Genomic DNA, 14,398 nt, shown 5'->3' with positions numbered 1-14,398 from the left:
AGGAAGCTGAGCCTCCTCGTCTTCACTTCACCTGCGGGGTCTGAATCGTCCTTTATTCTCCGCAGGAGTCGATTTGACCTACGCTACATTTCACTAAGATTTTTCATTTATTTATTGCATTTAAAATTGAAAACACAAACTAAAAAAACTGAACTATTAATCGAATTATAGACATTCGATAATATAGTTCAGTTTTAATCTAGTTTAACTACTTATGATGTTCCAGTATTAGCGGATACGGCTTTCTGAATCTTTGTCAAAGAAATGGCCTTTGTTCATGTCAAAACCTAATTGTACAGTCGCTCCTGCTGCTAAATTAGCTCTTGAATCAAGGCGTGCAACAAACTCTTTACCAGCAAGTGTAGAGTAGACTAAGCTTTCTGCACCAGTCAATTCAAATACATCTACTCTAGCATCAAAGCTTGTATTTTCAGAGCTGCTTAAGAATACAAGCTCATCATGGATATCCTCTGGTCTAATTCCGAAAACAACTTCTTTGCCGATGTAGTTTTGCTCACGAAGAATTTTCAGCTTTCCTTCAGGGATAACGAATGATGCATTGCCAATTTCTAATTTATTGTCAGTGATTTTTCCTGTAAAGAAGTTCATTGCAGGTGATCCGATAAATCCGCCTACAAAAACATTTTCAGGCTTTTCATATACTTCTTTTGGAGCGCCGACCTGTTGGATTACGCCATCCTTCATAACAACAAGTCTTGTAGCCATTGTCATTGCTTCTGTTTGGTCATGTGTTACATAAATTGTAGTTGTTTGCAGTCTTTGGTGAAGCTTTGAAATTTCTGCACGCATCTGTACACGAAGCTTAGCATCAAGGTTGGAAAGCGGCTCATCCATAAGGAATACTTTTGCATCACGGACAATCGCACGGCCAAGTGCAACCCTTTGACGCTGACCACCTGATAAAGCTTTTGGTTTTCTCTTTAAATACTCTTCTAAGCCAAGGATTCTCGCTGCGTTTTTAACTCTTTCATCAATTTCAGCTTTTGGGAATTTTCGCAGCTTTAATCCAAATGCCATATTATCGTAAACAGTCATATGCGGATACAAAGCATAGTTTTGGAATACCATTGCAATATCGCGATCCTTTGGAGCGACGTCATTGACACGCTGTTCATCAATAAAGAAATCTCCTTTGGAAATATCCTCTAATCCTGCAATCATCCGAAGTGTTGTAGATTTACCACAGCCTGAAGGTCCGACAAACACGATAAATTCCTTATCTTCAATATGTAAATTAAAGTCGCGTACAGCTTCTACCTTTTCGTCATATATTTTATAGATATTCTTCAATACTAATTCTGCCATCGTTCCATACCCCCTGCTATTTGATATATATAATGTAACATGATTGATAACGTTTTCACATCGGCGGTTTGCATGAAAAATAACAGCTTGTTTTGAACAATTTGCATAAAGCGCTTTCTTTATATTGGAAAAGAGGCTGGGACAAAACAAAAGATAACCTTTTTAAACACGAATAATAAAATTACATCAATATTTAAAAAATGAAAAATGAAGCTTGTGACTAAATTGAATTTGGAGTTAAAATTAGCTCGTTTCATTACGCGCTCATCCTCGCGCTTTCCGCGGGGAGGAAGCTGAGCCTCCTCGTCTTCGCCTGCGTGGTCTCATCCTTTCCTCTATTTCCTGCAGGAGTCGAGTGGCCTCCGCTCCATTTCACTAAGATTTCTAATTATTGTATTAAAACTAAAAAACCGAACTATTAAATCGATATACGATTAAATAGTTCGGTTTTTACAATAATTCACATACTTTTGTCCCAGCCTCTTCGTTTAGAAATCCTTTGATGACAATGGCAGAAATAATTTGACGCCCCTTTTGTTGAAGGGAAAAATGGACATGTCTGCGACAAGATGACTTATGTAGGCAAGCAAACATGTTAGATAAACACCATCCATTTGCAGTGATTGTGCAAATTGGAACGAAATATAAGCAAAATAAATGGTTCCGATAATGGAGTGGGTATAGCTTCTATGTGGGGTGAAGGAGGCAATAATAATGAAAATCGCCAAAAGTATTAGCCAGGTTTCCTGAAGAGAAATCCCGCCAAACAGGACACCAGCCCCCGTTATCGTTAGCATATGCCTTTGCTTGATCAGACAAGAAATCAGGATAATGGCAAGCCCTGCTCCTATACTGAACAAAAGCTCTGTTTCGTTTCCAGCGTAAATACTGTATAAAATCATCAGCGCGCCAACCGCTTGAGCAATTGCTCGAAATACCTTATGGGATATTGTTATTTTATTACTCAGCTTACCGTCAATATCCATATCAGGCATAAGTGCCGCAATACCGCCGATTCCAACTAAAAGAAGAGTAGCGGATGGAGAGGCATCAACATAATTGGCAACTGCAAATCCGACCCCTGCGCCAATACAAGAATGTGCTGTACCTTTCAAACTTTTGATCCTCATTTCTTTCTAACATAAAAGTTAGTATTCTAATACTCTATTATATGATAGGAAGTTAGAGTTGACCAGTAAATAAATGGAAACATATGTTCTTATCGTTTTTTAATTTCTAGGCTTTTTATTGCTAAAGTATAAACAAGCAAGATAGGCTGTAAAAAAGTTATGATAGTTTTTTAATGGCAGCCCTGTTCTTTCAGTGAATTTATCAAGTCGATATTGTAATGTATTGCGGTGGATAAACAGTTTTTTCGCTGTATTAGTATTATGTCCATTGTTTTCAATAAATGTTTTTATCGTGAGAAGCAATTCCTTATCTTCCTCCAGGATGGAAAACCATTTTTTAAAGGGCTCCAGTTCTTGGTCACCAAGTCTGCTTATGAGTAAGTGGGGCAGAATTGTCTCAAAAGAAAGAGTTCTGTCTCCAGGGTTTATAGCCAAGCCTGCTGTGAAAAAACTTTTTTCTTGCGAGAATATTGCTGCACTTTCTGTAAGAAATGCCATAACTTTGCCTATATAAAAGGTTATTGTAAAATAAAAATCAGACTGGATAGCCTCTGCAAAAGAGGAATATTCCTCGTCTTCAAGGAAATTTCCGTTACGTTCTACAATAATTCCTCTGTTACCACCATTCCAGATCACCATACTGCTGCTATGGGTAAACCCTTTAAATACAGTTTCAATTGCGTCTTTGTCGACATGTGAATCATTTATTTGAAATTGGATGATTCGGAAGTTTTCACAAGGATTATCTGGAAGCATGCCGCCAAAAAACAAATATTCGCTCCACATAGCTTCTTCACGATTTTCCTTTGTTCCTTCTGGTAAATAATGATTAAATAAGGTTTTTAATAAATCGAATTGGGAAAGGTCCATTTCGTTTTTTTGAAACCCAAACCACCCGTTTTCCCCATCAATGTGAAACCAGTGGTAGCTATCAAGCTGGAAATCGGAAGGAGGTGTTGTTTGCTCTACTGCACCATGAAAATAGGTTAATAATTTTTGCTTCATCATTATCCCTCCTATAAGGGTGAATTGCACTATCTTAGTTATATGAAATCGCTACCATAATCTTATAATAGTTACAGAAAAACGGCAATGAAAAACACAGCCTGATGTAGCTGTGTTTTTCATTGCCGCTAATTCACTCTGAAACATGTGGGGGGGCTTCTTCTGCCAGTTCTCGTGCTTCTTCTATATTCGTGGTGCTGTCGTGTCGAAATACTTTTCCGCCAGATAAGCCTTCATTTATCATTCTGTCGATGTCTACATAAGCTTTTTCTCTGCCTTCAAAGCCAGTGTCTTCGTATTTTTTGTCCATCATTATCCCTCCTGCTGTTAGAATGTGTCAGGAAGATATATTTCATTCTGGCTGCTTAAAAGCCGGATAGCTCATAGAAAAGCTTGGCAAGCTGTCTGCAGCGGTTTGTTTCGATTTCAGGCTCATCAAACAGCATTGGTTTCGAATTTACTTCAAAAATATAATAATTTCCATTTTTATCTATGCAGGCATCTATCGAAAATTCACCGAAAAAGCCAAACCTGCTTGTTAACAATGCACCGCAATGTTCAACAGCAAGCTGAAAAAAACGGTCATGCTCCTGATTTTGTACAAGCTCATAAGGAATGATTTTTCCGCCTGCAGGCACATGTGTAGTGACATCCTGAAGTGAGGATTGCCTTATGCCAACTCCTGTCAGTACATAATTGCCATCAAGAAATGTTGCAAGTATCCGAAAGTCATAGCGATGCCCATTAAAGACGTCCACATTTATTTCCTCTTGGATAATATGTTCTTTTGTCATCCATATAGGTAAATAATCATTAACTACTTCGTGGAGTGAGGAAAAATGCTCTTCTCCTTGAATACTTTGCAACAGTATGGTGTGATCCTTTTTTTTGCTGAGTCTGTAAATATTCTTGCCTTTAGATCCTGCTGCTGGCTTAACATAAATTGAGCCATATTTTGTTATGAAATCTGTTAATATTTGTTCTGATTGAAGCAATTCAGTATCAGGAAGGCAGTTTTTTAGCATTTTATCCTGTTTGAGAAGTTGGCTTAATTCGTACTTATTAATGAAGTGCGGATTAAAAAAAGGAAGGCTATTATTTTTAATAAGCTCAATTGCTGCTGCAAAAGAATAGCCTTCCTCAGTCTTGCGGAATGGAACACGATTATAGATTACATGTGGAAGAGGGGTTGTAATGGGCAACCATTTATCCTGAGAGGATATATACGTAAATCCCTCCACTTTCATGTTTGTTAGTTGTTCGGGAGGAAAGATGACAATCATCCCCCCGAACGCATCTAATTCTCTTTGCAGCTTCTCGAAAAGGGGACGATTGCCGATAAGTTTGTTTTTAGAATTATAGGAGGTTAATATACCGACAATTGGCCCAATATTATTTCCCTTTGTCATCATTTTAAATGACAGAAATTCAAGTGGAAAAGGGAATGAGGGCAACAGCGGCTGGTTATTGCTTCCTAATGTGAAACCAGAATGATTGGAATGCCATGACTTTGCATTACCATCATAATAGATTATCATCTGTAAATGTCCTCAGGCTTTTTGATGCTTTGTTCATGCAGGAAGACGGCATATTCTAATGACAATCTTCTCGTAAGCAAATCATCCTTTTTTAAGGAGCTATGCTTAAAGATGCTTCGCCCTGGTTTTGAATTTGCTTCAAACAGCCATACTCTCCCTTTACGGTCAATTCCGATATCAAAGCCGATTTCGGCGATTGTACCCTCCGTATGCTTTTCCAATGATTTGCTGATTTTTAATGCTGAGCTGATCAGTTTTTCCTTAAGCAGTTCCTGATCCTTATCGAGATCTGTTAGCTCGTCGACTGCTTTGACAATACCGCCGCTGTTCATATGTGTAGTAGCACTGCCTGCGCCGGCAATCTTTGCAGCGATGGCCGTAACTTCCCAAATTCCTTGTTTATTCTTATTGGTATGGACACGGAAATCGACTGGTTTTTGTTCAGAGCGCATTAGATGTATGCCTTGTTGGACAATCAAATTCGAAATGTTTTGCTTTGCGGTAATATGCTGTACGAGCTTTTCAAGTGTATCGAATTTCAGCAGCCGCTTCTCACCGCTTTGTTCTTTAAAGCGCATATAGTAATTTTGATCTTTTTTATCAAAGATGACTTGGTGGATCCCTTTTCCAAGGCTGCCGTTCTTCGGTTTAATGTAAATATGCCCATAGTTTCCTAGCATTCGTTCCACGATGGAAAAGGAGGTAAATGGAAGGGTTTCTGGCAAAAAGTCTGCAATACTGTTCTCCTGAAGCAGTCGTTCATAAATGTCGAGCTTGTTAAAGAATCCTGGATTGTACCATGGAATTAAGTAATCCTTTTGGAGCCGCTCCTTCACCCTTTTTATTTTCGGCATATTCTCTGTGCGCCGGTTTGGGATGCGGTCATATATAACATCGGGAAATGGCACCTCAAACCGTTTCCAGCCATCATGATAAAATAATCCGTTTATTGTGCCTGCATCCCAGTTAATATGCTGGGCTCCAAATAAAAAGGCAGTAACACCAGCAGTATTTTGCACGGCTAAAAGCTTGGAGAAGATAATGGAGCGGTCGCCAATTGGTTTGGCCTCACCAGAACCGAAGCCAGAAGTGAATATTCCAACAAGAGGGCCGAGATAGAGAATGTCACCCTTAAAAAAAACATGTAAGACAGGAGAAACAGGTGGGATTTTTAATGTTTGCAATAAGTCTTGGCTGATCCTAACAATATTACCGCCGAATTTTTGCAGGGCGATGGAGCAATCTGCCTTTATTGTTCCGAAGGCCGCTCGCTTGAGATTTGCAGGAATGGAGGCATCTGCAGGAAGTAGGATTGTATTTTCACAATCATCTATCACTTCAATAGAATAAAGTTTTTTCATTGCTGTTCCTCCTCTGGCCGTCTCTCAGCATGGCTGCATAGGCCAATGGTGCTCTGTACAGCTTTCCACTTAAATCTGGATATGCCTGCAGGATGACCTTTCTGCCAGGCTTACTGTTAACATCAAGTATCCACAGCGAGCCATTCTCTGTTATGCCAATATCAACACCTAACTCAAAAAGAGCAGGAAATGTTTGCTCTAAAATGGGAGGGAGGGTTGTTAAAATATCATCTATTTCAGTTTCAATAAAACTCTTCATTTTGTATGGAGCAGTCTCCAGCCACTCTTTAAATGGTATTACGGCTGCTCCAGCGCTAAGGTTAGAAATAATTCTGCCTTCTGTACCGAGTCGGATACCTTTTTCGACGATTTCCCATGTGTTTTGTTCGTTTTTTTGTAATAAGGCTCGAATGTCAAAGGGCTGTTTTTGAGCAGTGCATAAAGGAAGGTAAACTTGGCTGAAGTAGTCATTCTTTTGCAGTAGCTGTGCCAGCCAGCGTGAGAATTTATCTTTATCTGAAAAAATATGCTCAACATGCTTTGCCTTTTTGTCTGTTCTTACATGTATACAGCTATTTTGTTCTTTTATGAAATAAATGCCGTTACCTTGTGAGCCGTTTATCGGTTTTATCATTATGGGATTAATAAAGCTAAGTTCCTCCAATAGCTCTTCTGCAGAAAGTACCGGCTTCGATTTTGGTATATAGGCATTCAGTTTGGAAGCCTTTAAGACATCGTAAAGCTTAAGCTTGTTTGGCAACCCATTGCCGATAAAAACCGTATCTTCCTTTTGCTTCAGCCACTCGACAATGTTTTTGCACTGTCTAGAATGAGCGTCTTCCTGATAATAACAGCGATCATATAAAAAGGCTGGAATAGGAAAGTCTTGTTTATACCAAGCGTTTTTATCCTTGTCAAAAACCTTGCCAGATACCTTTTCAGTAAGGGGATTATAGCTGGAAGGGACAAATTGATAAACATTAAAGCCTGTAGCTTCACCAAATTTAGCAATTTCTGTGATATAGCTTTTTTCATTTTCTAATGAAAGTGTCATAATACCGAAACTAGACATCTTGTTTTTCTCCTTTATTTATATGTGGAAAAGAAAGACTTAGACAATATTCCAGTAATGCCTTTGTAGAGGGTCTGACTTTGTTTATGACAGAATCAAGGTTTTTTGAAGGCTTAGAATTAACTTCAATAATCCATAGATTACCATGTACGTCAATGCCCATATCAATGCCAAGCTCGCCTATGTCTCCATCTATTTGAGAGGTGAGAGCAGCGGCTGTTTGCAGGGAAATGTCCTTGAATTGAACCTCAACACTTTTTCCTAAATGTTCGCCAAATAATGTTTGGAGAACTGATTTTGCAGGAATCATTTCTGCTCCTTGAAACAAGTTGGCGACAAACGAATCAGGCTGAGCGCATCTGGCGACAATGGAGGTGATTTTCCAGTTCTGCCGAATATCCTTATGGCAAAGAATTCTAAAATCAAGGGAGCGGTTATAGTATTGCTGAAAATTAATTCCTTGCTGACAAATATATGCTCGTTTTTGTGTGAACCGTTGCAGCCATTTCCATAGCTTTTCAATTGTAGAAAAGAAGTGGATTTTTCCTTTTTCTTTACCAGAAGAAATGCTCGTTTTCCACGCGTTTTCTTCTTTGTGCAGTTGAATGATTTGCCGGCCTTGACTGCCGTGAATCGGCTTAATGTAAAGTGTATTGTGTTTTTTTACCATTAATTCAAGCGTTTCTTTTGAGAGCAAGTTTGTCTCTGGGACATGATTTTTTAATATATTGTCACTTTGAAGCATTTCGGAAATATCATATTTAGAAAAAAATTGTGTGTTAAAAATCGGAATATTTTGCTGAGCTAAATCATTTTTAAGCTCATAGAACATATTGCTTGCTTCTGCCTTTCGGAGATGAAGGCGGTTATAAACAACATTAGGATATGGGAGAGATGTTTTTATCCATTTATCTTGTTGAAAGGAATAGCCGTCAACATAGCCTTCCATCCAATCATCGAGGCTTACTACATACAGAATTCCGCCAATGCGCGCGATCTCTTGCTGGAATTCTTGGCAAAATTGATGAATGGAGCGGAAGGAAGCACCGCTTTCTAACTCAAATGCAGGAGCATCAGTCAATATTGCTATTACAGGACCAAGTGTAAGTGTACGGCTCTGCTTTTCAAAAAAGCTGAGCAGTGTTAATTCCTGATTTGGAAGCATTAACGTTTGGGTCAAGCTGTCACTGAAAGAGATAACTTGTTTATCATTATGAACAGCTTCAACTAATACAGGAACTGCCATACTGCCTAACTGGAGCATAACAGGATTATTATTTTCTATTTCCCAGAAATGGAATAAGGAAGTGCTAATACGCAGTATTGGCTCCTTGTTTGCCGGAAAGGAGGAATTTTCTTTTATGAACAGCGGAAGTAAATTTATTCTCATCGCAATTCCTCATTTATAAGGTGATAGTTATTTAAAATACATAGGCTAAAGCTGATATTATCGTATGTTAAAGCAAATAATTTGTGCATGAAGGGATGGGAGAAAAGGGAAGTTATCTAAGTGTTTCCGAGTTAATAACATATAAAGATGATCACATTGTTAGAGGTACATGCTTTTCTTGCCTTTAGGAAATAAAGGGTCTTTCTGGCAATATAGAGCATAGTTTGTTATAGTGGAGACAATTGTTAAAAAGGAGTTGTTTAATATGGCAGTAAACCTTCATGATGCAGGTTATGAGCTAGAAAAAGCTATTCGTCAAAGTGATGAATATACAAACTTAAAAAAAATGTATGACTTAGTAAATGGTGATCCATCTGCAAAGGCAATGTTTGAAAACTTCCGCAACATCCAAATGCAGCTGCAGCAAAAGCAAATGTCAGGGATTGAAATCACACAAGAAGAAGTAGAACAAGCCCAAAAGACAGTGGCATTAGTGCAACAGCATGAGTCCATCTCTAAATTGATGGAAGCAGAACAACGCATGAGCATGGTAATTGCTGAGCTTAACCAAATTATCATGAAGCCGCTTGAAGAATTATATGGAGCACCACAACAATAATATATTCAAATAGGCTGAGACATTAGTATGTAAGTCTAATTAAAAAACCGAACTATTTTTTCGTTTATTGATTAATAGTTTGGTTTTTTGTGTTTTTGTTCTAAAAACAATAAGGAAATTCTTGTCACTTCTCATCCTCTTTTTATATGACAATTGTGTGAATACTTAAGGATTAGCGAGACAGCCTAGTTCAGCGCTAGATGCAGCTTGGCGCGGCTAACACAATATCATTATTTCCCCTTACTGAGAAAAAACTATAAATAATTCTACTACCTCAATGGTTTAGTTAAGCTTGAAGCGAATGTTGGACAGCTCTTTCAAATGAAAAAAGTGCCCACAGCCTAAGCTCTGGGCACAATTCCAAAGTATACAGTTGTTTAGCCAAGAGCAGCAGACTCTTATTTAGAACCTTGTAACTGTTGTTGAGCCATTTGTACTAAACGCTTCGTGATTTCTCCACCAACAGAACCATTGGCACGTGCAGTAGTTTCAGCACCAAGGTTTACTCCAAACTCAGTCGCAATTTCATATTTCATTTGATCCAAAGCTTGAGATACTCCAGGTACTAAAAGTTGATTAGAATTGTTAGACATTGTTGTTTCCTCCTTAAGTGAATTGGATGTTACATTCAATAGTTTGCTAAAAGTTTGCTGATATATTCGCATAGATGATTTGTAAATGTTTCCAAAAGATATTAATTATCTTTGTTGCAGTATACCGGGGAATTAAAGACCGCGGGTTCTAATGTAGGGAGTTTTTTCATACATGATATATAAAGACATTAGAAACTGAAATTGGGGGGAACAAGATGATTTATCGCTTATTGGCTTTAAATATTGATGGGACTCTTATCCAATCAAATGGGCGTCTGAGTAAATCCTCTAAAGAGGCAATAGAGTACGTCCAGCAAAAAGGCATTTATGTAACATTAGTCACATCAAGAAGCCTGCCTTCAGCACGAAAGGTTGCAAAAGCTTTAAAGCTGGAGAATTATATTGTGACACATCAAGGTGCACTTATTTCGGACAATGCAGATCAAACATTATACGTAAACAGACTGACAGAAGAGCTTACATATGAAATTGTCCGTTTCCTTGAAGGCTTTATTTGCCAAATCAGACTTGTGCATGAGAAGTTTTCCCTTGCTAACAAGTCAAGGCTTAATCATAATATGCTCGCCAAAACTGTGTTTAACTCAGGTGATCCTGTGTTCTACTCCCATCAGTTTGTCGACGTCCTCAGTGAAGTTTTGCTGGAGGAGCCTGTCAGTGCCCCCAAGATAGAAGTGTATTTCGAAGAGAAGAAGGATTGTTTAGATGCAAAAGAGGTTCTAGACAAAATGTTTGAGGAAGTCAATATTGTTCAAATGAATGATTTGCGTCTTGAAATTTTGCCTGAGGGCGTTAACAAGTTGAATGGCCTGCTTTATTTGGCTGAGCATCTTGGGATTAATCGAAGAGAAATAGTCGTTATTGGTGATAGTCTTGACGATAAGGAAATGATAGAAGCGGTCGGACTTGGTGTTGCCATGGGCAATGCACCAAGTGAACTAAAGTTTTCGGCAGATTGGGTAACAAGGTCCAACAATCAGGACGGGGTTGCTTATATGGTGAAGGAGCATTTCCGCAAACAACAGCCGATTGAGTTTCTCCGCAAGATGAATATTATTAAATAGCATTTATTAATTTATATATAACCAAAAAATATAACCAAAAAAAATCCCTTGCAAATACATAGGGATTTTTTGGTTTTATTAACAATACTTTGACCTGGCTGGTCACTTTTTGTAGACTGAAGTATAATGGCTTTTAGAATAAATAATAACTATGATAGATAAGGTGACTATAAAGATGAAATCAATTACGATAAGCGGGTTGCAGGATGACAGGTTAATAAGACCATTAGAGCATATCGGCAACTTGTTTTTTGAAGATACAAAGGTGGCTTTCACTCCGGAGGACGAAGCGGAAATTATCATTTATTTTAATGTTTCTGAAGAAGAAGACAGGTATTTTGTGGAAGGAAATTTGGATGGCAGACAGCAGTTCAATTGTGAAAAGGATTTAGCAAACCTTGATGAGAAGGAAAGATTTAAAGAACAAAAAAATGCGATTTCTCAAGTATATTTAAAGGTACTGCAAGATTTGACAGGCATGATTCAAAAATGGGGAATTCTTACAGGGATTCGCCCGACAAAGCTGCTTCACAAGCATATGCAAAATAATACACCAAAAGTTGAGGCGCATCAGGCATTAAAGGAAGAGTATTTAATGTCAGACGAAAAAATCGATCTTATGCAGCGCATCATCGACAGGCAGCTTGATGTCATTCCTGATTTATATGACTTGAAGAAGGAAGTAAGCATTTATATAGGAATTCCATTTTGTCCAACAAAATGTGCTTATTGCACATTCCCGGCATATGCGATAAACGGGAGACAAGGGTCTGTATTTTCCTTCTTAGGCGGTCTTCATCATGAAATACAGAAGACAGGGGAATGGCTTAAATCGAAAAATATTAAAATCACGACTGTTTATTATGGTGGAGGAACACCAACTAGCATATCAGCTGAGGAAATGGACATGCTTTATGAGCAAATGAATCAATCCTTCCCTGATGTGCAAAGTATAAGAGAAATAACGGTAGAAGCAGGCCGGCCAGACACAATCTCTCCAGAGAAACTAGAAGTACTGAATAAGTGGAATATTGACAGAATCAGCATCAATCCACAATCGTATACTCAGCAAACATTAAAGGCCATCGGAAGACATCACACTGTTGAGGAAACAATTGATAAGTACCATCTGGCTAGACAGCATGGAATGAATAATATCAATATGGACTTAATTATCGGTCTTCCAGGAGAAGGTGTTGAAGAGTTCCAGCACAGCCTTGACCAAACAGAGGAACTGATGCCAGAATCACTGACAGTTCATACCCTTTCCTTTAAACGTGCCTCTGAAATGACGCGAAACAAGGCGAGATACAAGGTTGCAGACAGAGATGAAATACAAGAGATGATGAGAATGGCTGAAGATTGGACAGAGAAGTATGAGTATGTACCATATTATCTGTATAGACAAAAGAACATTCTTGGAAATTTGGAGAATGTCGGCTACTCAAAAATCGGTCAGGAAAGCATCTATAATATTATGATGATGGAGGAGCTTCAAACGGTAATTGGCCTTGGATGTGGGGCATCAAGTAAATTTATACACCCAGTTACAGGGAAAATTACGCAGTTCTCTAATCCAAAAGATCCTAAAACATATAATGACAGCTTTGAGGAGTATACAGACAAAAAATTGGCATTGTTAGAAGAGCATTTTTCTGCAGAAAAATCGCTGTGAAACAAATAAAAATCGCTAAGATGAAGGAAGATAGAAGGAGCAGAGTTAACTGCTATAACTATCTTCCTTTTTGTTTGTGCACAAAGAAATGGACCATTTATTCTCATGGAAGCGTAAGAAAAGGATTGCATTATTGTTAGAAAACGAATAATATATAAGAGTTGTGTTAAAATGTTCGTTTTTTGGAGGTATACATGTTTAAACTTAAAGAGAACAATACAAATGTGAAAACGGAGATAACGGCCGGCTTCACCACTTTTTTAACAATGGTCTATATCGTTATTGTAAACCCTGTTATCTTATCGAGTGCAGGAATTCCTTTTGACCAAGTGTTTATGGCAACAATAATTGCAGCAGTAATCGGTACACTTTGGATGGCTTTATTTGCTAATTATCCGATTGCAATTGCACCAGGTATGGGCTTGAATGCTTATTTTGCTTATTCAGTTGTAGGCAGTCATGGCGGTATTGATTACACTATTGCTTTATCTGCTGTTTTCGTGGCAGGAATTATCTTTTTAATTCTGTCTTTGACAACATTCAGGGAAAAGCTGATTGAAGCGATTCCAGAAAACCTGAAGCATGGAATTACGGCAGGTATCGGTTTGTTTATTGCTTTTATCGGCTTAAGACAGACAGGTATCATTGTTGATAACAAAGAAAATCTAGTTGGTCTTGGCGATTTACAGTCACCAGCTGTTGTGCTTGCATTAGTTGGTCTTGCTATTACAATTATTTTATTTGCGATGAATGTCAAAGGCGCTTTATTCTTAGGCATGATTGCAACAGGTATTATTGCATTCTTTACTGGACAGCTTTCGTTCGCGGAAGGAATTGCTGGTGTTCCACATCTGCCAGAAGGATTAATTATCACAAATCCTTTTGCGGCAATCGGAGATGTGTTCCAGCATAGCTTATATGCAGTCGTGTTCTCCTTCTTGCTTGTAACGATTTTTGATACGACTGGAACAATGGTCGGTGTTGCAGAGCAAGCAGGCTTGATGAAGAATAATCGTCTTCCTAAAGCAAGGCAAGCACTGCTTGCAGACTCTGTTGGTACTTCCATTGGAGCAATGTTTGGAACAAGTCCGACAACAGCATTTATTGAATCAACGTCAGGAGTTGCTGCTGGAGGAAGGACAGGTTTAACAGGTGTTACTGTTTCAGCTTTATTTATATTGGCTGCATTCTTTGCACCGCTTGTTAGTGCTGTTTCAGGGTTATCCGCAATCACATCACCAGCACTTATCATTGTCGGAAGCTTAATGATGGGAGCTATCGCAAAAGTGCGCTGGTCTGAATTTGATGAGGCCTTCCCAGCTTTCCTTGTTATCTTAAGTATGCCGCTTACTTCAAGTATTGCAACAGGGATTGCGCTAGGATTTATATCTCATCCGTTGTTGAAATTAGTTACAGGCAAGGGTAAATCTGTTCACCCGCTCGTTTATATATTTGCCGTATTATTTTTGTATCAGCTCGTCTTTTTATCCCATTAGAGCTTAAAAAGTCCCGTGAAGTATTACTTCACGGGACTTTTTATAATTTTGTCCAATTTTACAGTTATTTGTGAAACTTTCTGCATATCTTTTCGTATGAAAGGTGAAGGA

The 14,398-nt window shown here is 38.4% G+C and carries 13 protein-coding genes; 4 read left to right on the top strand and 9 right to left on the bottom strand.

What is annotated here, in order from left to right; all coding sequences use genetic code 11:
* Nucleotides 1–228: 228 nt before the first annotated feature.
* The 8 genes from NQZ71_RS17960 to NQZ71_RS17925 all read right to left on the bottom strand — a co-directional run bounded on the left by NQZ71_RS17960 (nucleotide 229) and on the right by NQZ71_RS17925 (nucleotide 8,822).
* Nucleotides 229–1,326, bottom strand: coding sequence for an ABC transporter ATP-binding protein (locus NQZ71_RS17960; protein WP_144451880.1), 1,098 nt, complete (start codon nucleotides 1,324–1,326; stop codon nucleotides 229–231).
* Between the two features lie 488 nt (nucleotides 1,327–1,814).
* On the bottom strand, nucleotides 1,815–2,441 hold the full coding sequence (locus NQZ71_RS17955; RefSeq protein ID WP_317011089.1) for a metal-dependent hydrolase: 627 nt from the start codon (nucleotides 2,439–2,441) through the stop codon (nucleotides 1,815–1,817).
* Nucleotides 2,442–2,555: 114 nt separating this feature from the next.
* The gene (locus NQZ71_RS17950) at nucleotides 2,556–3,464 is read right to left on the bottom strand and encodes a PucR family transcriptional regulator (RefSeq protein WP_317011088.1); all 909 of its coding nucleotides are present in this window, start codon (nucleotides 3,462–3,464) and stop codon (nucleotides 2,556–2,558) included.
* 130 nt (nucleotides 3,465–3,594) lie between these two features.
* On the bottom strand, nucleotides 3,595–3,774 hold the full coding sequence (locus NQZ71_RS17945) for a hypothetical protein (RefSeq protein ID WP_317011768.1): 180 nt from the start codon (nucleotides 3,772–3,774) through the stop codon (nucleotides 3,595–3,597).
* 52 nt (nucleotides 3,775–3,826) lie between these two features.
* Entirely contained in the window at nucleotides 3,827–4,999 is a 1,173-nt protein-coding gene (locus NQZ71_RS17940) for a YheC/YheD family endospore coat-associated protein (RefSeq protein WP_317011087.1), read from the bottom strand.
* A complete protein-coding gene (locus NQZ71_RS17935; protein ID WP_260053481.1) occupies nucleotides 4,996–6,360 on the bottom strand; it encodes a YheC/YheD family endospore coat-associated protein in 1,365 nt (454 codons plus the stop codon). Before NQZ71_RS17935 ends, NQZ71_RS17940 begins: the two co-directional genes overlap by 4 nt.
* A complete protein-coding gene (locus NQZ71_RS17930; RefSeq protein ID WP_260053482.1) occupies nucleotides 6,338–7,432 on the bottom strand; it encodes a YheC/YheD family endospore coat-associated protein in 1,095 nt (364 codons plus the stop codon). The genes NQZ71_RS17935 and NQZ71_RS17930 overlap by 23 nt, the downstream gene beginning before the upstream one ends.
* A complete protein-coding gene (locus NQZ71_RS17925; protein ID WP_317011086.1) occupies nucleotides 7,425–8,822 on the bottom strand; it encodes a YheC/YheD family endospore coat-associated protein in 1,398 nt (465 codons plus the stop codon). Before NQZ71_RS17925 ends, NQZ71_RS17930 begins: the two co-directional genes overlap by 8 nt.
* A gap of 265 nt (nucleotides 8,823–9,087) precedes the next feature.
* On the opposite strand from NQZ71_RS17925, the gene NQZ71_RS17920 reads away from it, so the two are divergent.
* A complete protein-coding gene (locus NQZ71_RS17920; protein WP_127736367.1) occupies nucleotides 9,088–9,441 on the top strand; it encodes a YlbF/YmcA family competence regulator in 354 nt (117 codons plus the stop codon).
* Nucleotides 9,442–9,839: 398 nt separating this feature from the next.
* On the opposite strand, the gene NQZ71_RS17915 is transcribed toward NQZ71_RS17920, so the two are convergent.
* Nucleotides 9,840–10,034: an alpha/beta-type small acid-soluble spore protein gene (locus NQZ71_RS17915; RefSeq protein ID WP_127736364.1), complete on the bottom strand. Its 195-nt coding sequence runs from the start codon at nucleotides 10,032–10,034 to the stop codon at nucleotides 9,840–9,842.
* Nucleotides 10,035–10,249: 215 nt separating this feature from the next.
* Between NQZ71_RS17915 and NQZ71_RS17910 the strand changes: the two genes are divergently transcribed.
* From NQZ71_RS17910 to NQZ71_RS17900, 3 genes are all read left to right on the top strand, one after another.
* Nucleotides 10,250–11,116 carry a Cof-type HAD-IIB family hydrolase gene (locus tag NQZ71_RS17910; RefSeq protein ID WP_127736361.1) on the top strand — a complete coding sequence of 289 codons (867 nt, stop codon included), beginning with the start codon at nucleotides 10,250–10,252 and terminating at the stop codon, nucleotides 11,114–11,116.
* A 175-nt stretch (nucleotides 11,117–11,291) separates the two neighbouring features.
* Nucleotides 11,292–12,791, top strand: coding sequence for a coproporphyrinogen III oxidase (locus NQZ71_RS17905; RefSeq protein WP_317011085.1), 1,500 nt, complete (start codon nucleotides 11,292–11,294; stop codon nucleotides 12,789–12,791).
* Nucleotides 12,792–12,985: 194 nt separating this feature from the next.
* Nucleotides 12,986–14,287: an NCS2 family permease gene (locus NQZ71_RS17900; protein ID WP_144451889.1), complete on the top strand. Its 1,302-nt coding sequence runs from the start codon at nucleotides 12,986–12,988 to the stop codon at nucleotides 14,285–14,287.
* The last annotated feature ends 111 nt before the right edge of the window (nucleotides 14,288–14,398 follow it).

Origin of the sequence: Niallia taxi (assembly GCF_032818155.1) — a bacterium.
GTDB classification, from domain to species: domain Bacteria; phylum Bacillota; class Bacilli; order Bacillales; family Cytobacillaceae; genus Niallia; species Niallia taxi_A.
Note: the sequence above shows the minus strand (reverse complement) of the source record. Positions and strands in the feature narration are given on the sequence as shown.